This window comes from Xanthomonas sp. SHU 308, from assembly GCF_000364645.1.
Lineage (GTDB): Bacteria > Pseudomonadota > Gammaproteobacteria > Xanthomonadales > Xanthomonadaceae > Xanthomonas_A > Xanthomonas_A sontii.
In genome coordinates, this window is sequence record NZ_AQOK01000039.1 from 1 (window position 1) to 7176 (window position 7176).

A 7176-nucleotide genomic window follows, 5' to 3' on the forward strand; every position below is an offset into this window, starting at 1 on the left:
CGGCGCGGCGCGGCTGGTGGTGCTGTCCGGCCACGACGGCACCCTGACCCTGCTGGCCGGCATGCTCGACCTGCACTGGCAACTGCCCGGCTACCAGCCCGACCAGACCGTGCCCGGTGGCGCGCTGGTGTTCGAGCGCTGGCGCCGCGCCGACGGCGAACGCGTGATCCGCCTGCGCTACACCGCGCAGAGCCTGGCGCAACTGCGCGAACGCCGCGCGCTGACGGTGCAGGCGCCGCCGCTGGAGTCGCCCGTGTTCATCCCGCCGTGCAGCCGCGCCGACGCCGCCTACGACTGCCCGCTACCCGCCTTCGCCGCCGCGGTCGAGGCCGCGCTCGATCCGCAGTTCCTGACCCCATGACGCCACGTGCGCCGGCCCCGGCCGGTCGCGCGGCGGCATCGGTGCCTTCCGGCACCGCCCCTGGCGCTCGCGCCACCCGCTGTTCCTCCCAACCCGCAAGAGGCGATTCATGATCCAGCATCTACGCACCCTCGTGAGCTACGGCATCGGATTGAGCCTGGCCTGCGCCGGCGTGGTCCACGCGCAATCGGACGTCGGCGTGCTCGACGTGCTCACCTACAACGTCGCCGGCCTGCCGCAGGGCATCTCCAGCAGCAACCCGGCCGCCAACACCGCCCAGATCGCACCGAAGCTGGCGCCCTACGGCCTGATCAACGTGCAGGAAGACTTCAACTATCACGCCACCTTGTACGCGGGCGACCAGCACCCCTACCGCACCCCCACCAGCGGCGGCGCGGCGATCGGCGACGGCCTCAACACGCTGAGCAACTATCGCTTCGACGACTTCACCCGCATCAAGTGGGACAAGTGCAACGGCACCGACTGCCTCACCCCCAAGGGCTTCAGCTACATGCGCGTGCGCCTGGACGACGGCGTGCTGCTGGACGTGTACAACGCGCACCCCAACGCCGGCACCGAGAGCGCCGACCTGGCCGCGCGGCGCGCCAACATCAGCCAGCTCTCGCAGTTCATCCAGACCTGGTCGGCCGGCAACGCGGTGCTGGTGATGATGGACTCCAACACCCGCTACACCCGCGCCGACGACAACATCCGCACGCTGATCGCCGGCAACGGCCTGACCGATACCTGGGTGGAACTGGTCAAGGGCAGCGCCCCGGCCGCCGGCGGGGCGCCGCTGCTGTGCGGCACCCCGCCGACCAACGACTGCGAAGTGGTGGACAAGATCCTGTACCGCGACGCGCCGCAGCTGACCCTGGTCGCCAACCGCTACAAGCTCGACGACGGCAACTTCTACGACAGCGCCGGCAAGCCGCTGTCCGACCACTACCCGCTGGCCGCGCAGTTCGGTTGGGCGGTCGGGACCACCGTGCGCACCAGCGACCAGTTCGGCGGCCCGCACGGCACCCCGTTCAACGACATCGCCAAGGGCGCCGAGCAGCGCACCATCGCCAGCGTGACCCTGCGCGGCGCCTCGCGCCTGGACGGCATCGCGCTGGGCCTGGACAACGGCAGCACCCTGGCCCACGGCGGCAGCGGCGGCGACGCGGTCACGCTGCGCCTGGGCAGCAACGAGCGGCTGACCTCGGCCACGCTGAGCGTGGGCCAGTACAACGGCCACACCCGGCTGTTCTCGCTGAGCCTGCGCACCAACCAGGGCCGCAGCCTCAGCGCCGGCACGCCGACCGCCGAGACCTACACGCTCACCGCGCCCAGCGGCTGGCACATCGCCGGCTTCACCGGCCGCGACGGCGACGAGATCGACAAGCTCGGCGTGGTGTACCGCAAGGATTGACGGACCCGCGGGCGCCATCGCGCCTGCGGCACCGCAACGGCAACGGCGCGCGTGGCGACGCGCGCCGTTCGCCTTACCGAAGAAGAGGCGCCGGCTGCGACCTGCGGCCGGTCGCGCGCATCGACATGCAGCGAGCGGATGCACGTGGCTGACGGTGCGGATCGGAAATCTCCACACCAGGCCGCGCGATGCGGCCACGCGTCTATGTGGGCCGCACTCGCGCGCGCACCACCGCATCGCGATTCGAAGCGACGCAGTACACGGGGACGACGCGCCGCTGCCCGCCGACGCCGCAGCCTATTCGCTCGCCGCTTCCAGCGCCTGCGCCAGGCGCTCCACCGCGATCACCTCCATGCCCTTGACCGTACCGGTCTTGGGCGCATTGGCCTTGGGCACGATGGCGCGCTTGAAGCCGTGCGTGGCGGCCTCGCGCAGCCGGTCCTCGCCATTGGGCACCGGGCGGATCTCGCCGGACAGGCCGACCTCGCCGAAGGCGATGGTCTTTTCCGCCAACGGCCGATCGCGCAGCGACGACAGCACCGCCAGCAGCACCGGCAGGTCGGCCGCGGTCTCCTGCACGCGGATGCCGCCGACCACGTTGACGAACACGTCCTGGTCGCCGACCACGATGCCGCCATGGCGGTGCAGCACCGCCAGCAGCATCGCCAGCCGGTTCTGTTCCAGGCCCACCGCCACGCGCCGCGGATTGGACAGCGGCGAGGCATCGACCAGCGCCTGCACTTCCACCATCAGCGGCCGCGTGCCTTCGCGGGTGACCATCACGCAACTGCCGGGCTGGTGCGCGCTGCCGCCGGACAGGAAGATCGCCGACGGATTGGAGACTTCCTTCAGCCCCTTCTCGCCCATCGCGAACACGCCCAGTTCGTTGACCGCGCCGAAGCGGTTCTTGAACGCGCGCAGCAGGCGGAAGCGGCTGCCGCTCTCGCCCTCGAAGTACAGCACCGCATCGACCATGTGCTCGAGCACGCGCGGGCCGGCGATGCCGCCCTCCTTGGTGACGTGGCCGACTAGGAACACCGCGGTGCCGGTCTCCTTGGCATAGCGCACCAGGCGCGCGGCGCTCTCGCGCACCTGGCTGACCGAACCCGGCGCGGCGGTCAGCGCCTCGGTCCACAGGGTCTGCACCGAGTCGGCGACGATCAGCTTGGGCCGCGCCGCGCTGGCGTGCTGCAGGATGTGCTCGATGCCGGTCTCGGCCAGCGCGTTGAGGCCGTCCAGCGGCAGGTCCAGGCGCACCGCGCGGCCGGCGACCTGGCCCAGCGATTCCTCGCCGGTCACGTACAGCACCGGCAGCGTGCCGGCCATCTTCGCCAGCGCCTGCAGCAGCAGGGTCGACTTGCCGATGCCGGGGTCGCCGCCGATCAGCACCACCGCGCCCTCGACCAGGCCGCCGCCCAGCACCCGGTCGAACTCGCCGATGCCGGTGGACACGCGCGCCTGGTCGCGATGCTCCACGTCCTTGAGCGCGGTGATCTTCGGCGTCTCGGCCTTGCCGGCCCAGCCGCTGCGCCGCGCCGCGGCCGGCGCCTTGGCCGTGGCCGCGCTCTCCAGCACGATCTCGCTCAGCGAGTTCCAGGCGCCGCATTCGGTGCACTGGCCCTGCCATTTGTTGTATTCGGCGCCGCACTCGCCGCAGACATAGGCCGTTTTCGCTTTCGCCATCTGCTTCTGGTCCGCTCAGACAATGCACCAGCATAGTGGCTGGCGGTCTCAAGGTCCGCGACGCGGCGCCAGGCACCGCATCGCATTCGCTTCCCCAGCGTGTAACGCGGCGGCGGGAAGACGTCGCGCACTCGGCAGCGACGACGATGTACGGCGGCGCTGCTGCGTTTCCCCGCGACTGGTGACCCAAGTCGCCCGCGCATGGCCGCCGGGCGGCAGCAGGAGGCAGCCTGTGGTGCCGACGTCAGGTCAGACCGATGCTGCCCGGGACGATGTCCTCTTCGCTTATCGCGGCAGGGATGGCCGTCAGCGCGCCTTCAAGGCGGCAAGGAGGTGTTCCGCCTGCTCCCGTCGCCTGATGCGCACGAAGCGAATATGCGCGTACTGCGGGTCGTGCAGATCGGCCTGGTAGCGCGCGCGGTTGCTGCGCCAAGTCTTGAGCATCCAGATGATGATGGACTCCCGGCTAAAGAATGCGCGGCGAAAACTCTCGCGATTTCCCGTACCGGGCCACAGCTCATGTTTGTGCCAGGCCCGTTTGAACGCTCTGGCGACAGCCTGGAACAGCGTGCGCCAAAACCCATAGTCCACCCACACCACCAGGTCCACGTCGCGCCATTTCACGGGGCGCGTCCGGTTGTAGTTGCCATCCAGCACCCAGTCGGCAGAGGCGGCTAACGCACGCTCCAGTTCTTTCAGGAACACATCGTCCGGGGTCCCCTGCCAGTCCGGGCGCCAGTAGAGTCTGTCCATTTCGACATAGGGAATCGCAAGTTCCTTGGCGATCAGCCTGGCGAGTGTGCTTTTCCCGCTTGCGCTGGTGCCGACCACATTGATTTTCACCGCCTGACCTCGTCCCCGCAAAGAAGATCGGCCACCTCGGCCGCTCCCGCACGGTGCTGCGCTCGCTGCAGGAACGGCTTCACATGGACTGCGCCATCGGTGGCGACCAAACAATGAGCATCGCGCGCGCAACCGCCGCAAGCGACACGCGCCAGCACGACGACGACGACGCCGCACCGCGCACCGGCACACCGAAGCGCCGGGCGGCGATCGCGCTCGCCGCCCTCAACGCGCCTTGTACAACTCGCTCAGGCGATCCGGCGTGCCGGCGATGCGCTCTAGGTGCGGATACTGCAGGCCGCCGTAGTAGGCGATGCGCAAGGTGTCGTAGCGGTCGCCGCGCTTGACCAGCAGCTCGATCGGCGTGCTGCCGCCCTTGGCCGCGGTGACCGCGTCCTTGAGCGCCTCGGCGCTGTACTCGCGGCCGCCGACTGCGACCACGCGGTTGCCGGCGATGATGCCGGCATTGAACGTCGGGCTGTCCCACAGCACGGATTGCACCCGGCCCTGCTCGTCCAGGCTCAGGCCCAGCGAGTAGCTCAGGTCCAGGTTCTTGTTGCGCGCCTCGGAGGTCTTGCTGGCCGCGTTCGGCTGATCGGTATAGACCAGCTTCCAGCCGCTGGCCTCGATCCCGCCGACCAGCGACCCATGCTCATCGAGACGGCTGCGCAGCAGGCTCGCCCAGTCGTACTTGGCGATCCCATCGAGCGTGGCGACGATGTCGTCGAAGGTGTAGGTGTTCACGTCCCAGGCGCCGTCGTGCATGCCGAAGAACGCCTTGGCGAAATCGTCCAGCGAGCGCTTGCCGCCGCTGAGCTCGCGCAGCTTGGCGTTGACCTCCAGCCAGACCATCTGCCCGCCGGAGTAGTAGTCCTCGCTCATCTGGTAGCTGCGATAGGCGCGCGGCCGGCGCATCGACATGGTCGGGTCGTTGGTGGTGTCCTGCAGCGCGCGCCAGGCCAGGCCGGGACGGCCGCGCTGGTAGACCGCGGCGACGTTGGCCAGCATGTCGCGGGCCTGGTCCTGGGTCCACAGCCCCGCGCGCGCGGCGATCACCTCGCCCCAGAACTGGGTCTGGCCCTCGTACAGCCACAGCAGGCTGTCGCCCATCGGCACGTTGAAGTTGGGCGTGGCCAGGTCGGCGCCGCGCCGGTACTTGCCGTTCCAGGAGTGGTTGAACTCGTGCGCGAGCAGGTCGCGCATCTCCCAGCTCTTGTCCCACTCGGTGAAGTAGTCGAGCGGGCCGCTGTTCTCGCTGGAGCGATGATGCTCCAGGCCGATGCCGCCGAGCTTGTCGGTCAGCGCCAGCAGGAACTCGTAGTGGTCGAAGTGACGCGCGCCGTACAGCTTGTCCATCTGCTGCACCAGGGCCACGTGCGCCTTGATCTGCTCGGGCTTGGCCTCCAGCGACTTGGGCTTGTCGGCGAACACGTTCAGCGCCACCGGCGCCTTGCCCTTGTCGTCCAGCACGATGCGCTTGTAGTACTTGCCGGCGAACATCGGCGAATCGACCAGGTCGTCGAAATCGATCGGCTTGAACGTCACCGTATCGCCGCTGCGCCCGGCGGTTTCCAGCGCGGTGGCGTAGCTCCAGCCGGCCGGCAGGGTCACGCTGGCCTGCGCCTTGATGTTGCGCGCGTACACCCCGGCCGGATACAGCGCGGTGGTGTTCCACTGCAGGTTGAGCATCTCCGGGGTCATCATCACCCGGCCCTGGCCGTCGCCCTGCGAAGACAGGAACTGGTACTCGGCGACGATCTCGCTGACGCCGGCGGGCACGTCGATCTTGAACGCATAGACGTCGAACTGGTCGCGCGTCCACGGCAACACCTTGCCGTTGGCCTTGATCACCAGCCCGGCGAGCTTGTCGATCGGACCGGTCGGCGAATGGTTGCCGGGGATCCACTGCGGATACAGCAGGGTCATCGGCCCCGGCGTGGCCGGGATGGTGCTGCGCACGCGGAAGATACGGTGCGCCAGATCGGTGGCATCGACATCGATCTTCAACGTACCGGCGAAGGGCACGTCGCGCGGCGGGGCGGTCTGCGCCGTGGCCTGGAACGCGACAGTGGCGGCCAGCAGCAACGGCGCCATCCAGGCGGTGGACTTGTTCATGGGATCTCCAGGGGGCGAACGACAGCGGACAGGCAAACTCCCATGCTATGCCTGCGCCGCCGCCGCGTGCCATGCCATAGGTCATGCCCGCGGCGATCGCCGCGCACGGCGCCTGCCGCATTGGCCGGAGCCCTCAGCGCCCGGCCAGTTGGCTGCGCCGCTCGACGATGCGCGACACCAGGCCGTAGTCCATCGCCTCCTGCGCCGACATCCAGCAGTCGCGCTCGATGTCGGTCTCCACGCGCTCCAGCGGCTGGCCGGTCTCGCGGGCAATGACCTTGGCGATGCGGGCGCGCGCCTTGAGGATCTCGCTGGCCTGGATGGCGATATCGCTGGCCGGGCCGCCGGCGCCGCCGCTGGGCTGATGGATCAGGAACCGGGTCTGCGGCAGGCACACCCGGCGCTCGCGCGGCACGCCCAGGAACACGTGCGTGGCCGCGCTGCCGACCCAACCCGAGCCGATCATGTCGACCGGTGCGGAAATGAAGCGCAGCGCATCGTGGATGGCGTCGCCGGATTCCAGATGCCCGCCCGGCGAGGACACGATCATCGCGATCGGCGCATCGGACTCGGCATCCAGCGCCAGCAGATGGCGCACCGTCTGGTAGGCGCTGGCGTCGGTGATGGTGCCGAACAGCAGCAGGGTCCGCGCGCGGAACGCCTTTTCCTCGAGGAAGGCGGCGGACGGCGATTGCGCGGAGGGCGCGGCGGGGGACGTTTCGTCGGAACGCAGCATCGGCCTGTCTCCATGTATGGTGGG

General features: G+C 69.4%; 6 protein-coding genes. 2 read left to right on the top strand and 4 right to left on the bottom strand.

Features of this window, described 5'->3' with window-relative positions; genetic code table 11:
* Together D588_RS23790 and D588_RS0102010 are read left to right on the top strand one after the other, a co-directional pair.
* A partial coding sequence (locus tag D588_RS23790) for a histidine-type phosphatase (RefSeq protein ID WP_043083088.1) occupies positions 1–361 on the top strand: 361 nt, incomplete at its 5' end.
* 109 nt (positions 362–470) lie between these two features.
* On the top strand, positions 471–1775 hold the full coding sequence (locus tag D588_RS0102010) for a jacalin-like lectin (RefSeq protein ID WP_017914781.1): 1305 nt from the start codon (positions 471–473) through the stop codon (positions 1773–1775).
* Positions 1776–2072: 297 nt separating this feature from the next.
* Here the strand turns inward: D588_RS0102010 and radA are convergent, their stop codons facing one another.
* From radA to D588_RS0102030, 4 genes are all read right to left on the bottom strand, one after another.
* Entirely contained in the window at positions 2073–3458 is a 1386-nt protein-coding gene (gene radA / locus D588_RS0102015; protein ID WP_017914782.1) for a DNA repair protein RadA, read from the bottom strand.
* A gap of 306 nt (positions 3459–3764) precedes the next feature.
* Positions 3765–4301 (bottom strand): adenylate kinase, encoded by a 537-nt coding sequence (locus D588_RS0102020; RefSeq protein ID WP_026143275.1) that lies wholly within the window; start codon positions 4299–4301, stop codon positions 3765–3767.
* A 225-nt stretch (positions 4302–4526) separates the two neighbouring features.
* Positions 4527–6395 carry a tetratricopeptide repeat protein gene (locus D588_RS0102025; RefSeq protein ID WP_087963649.1) on the bottom strand — a complete coding sequence of 623 codons (1869 nt, stop codon included), beginning with the start codon at positions 6393–6395 and terminating at the stop codon, positions 4527–4529.
* A gap of 154 nt (positions 6396–6549) precedes the next feature.
* Positions 6550–7176: ATP-dependent Clp protease proteolytic subunit (locus D588_RS0102030; RefSeq protein WP_232764196.1), on the bottom strand; the 627-nt coding region annotated here is incomplete at its 5' end.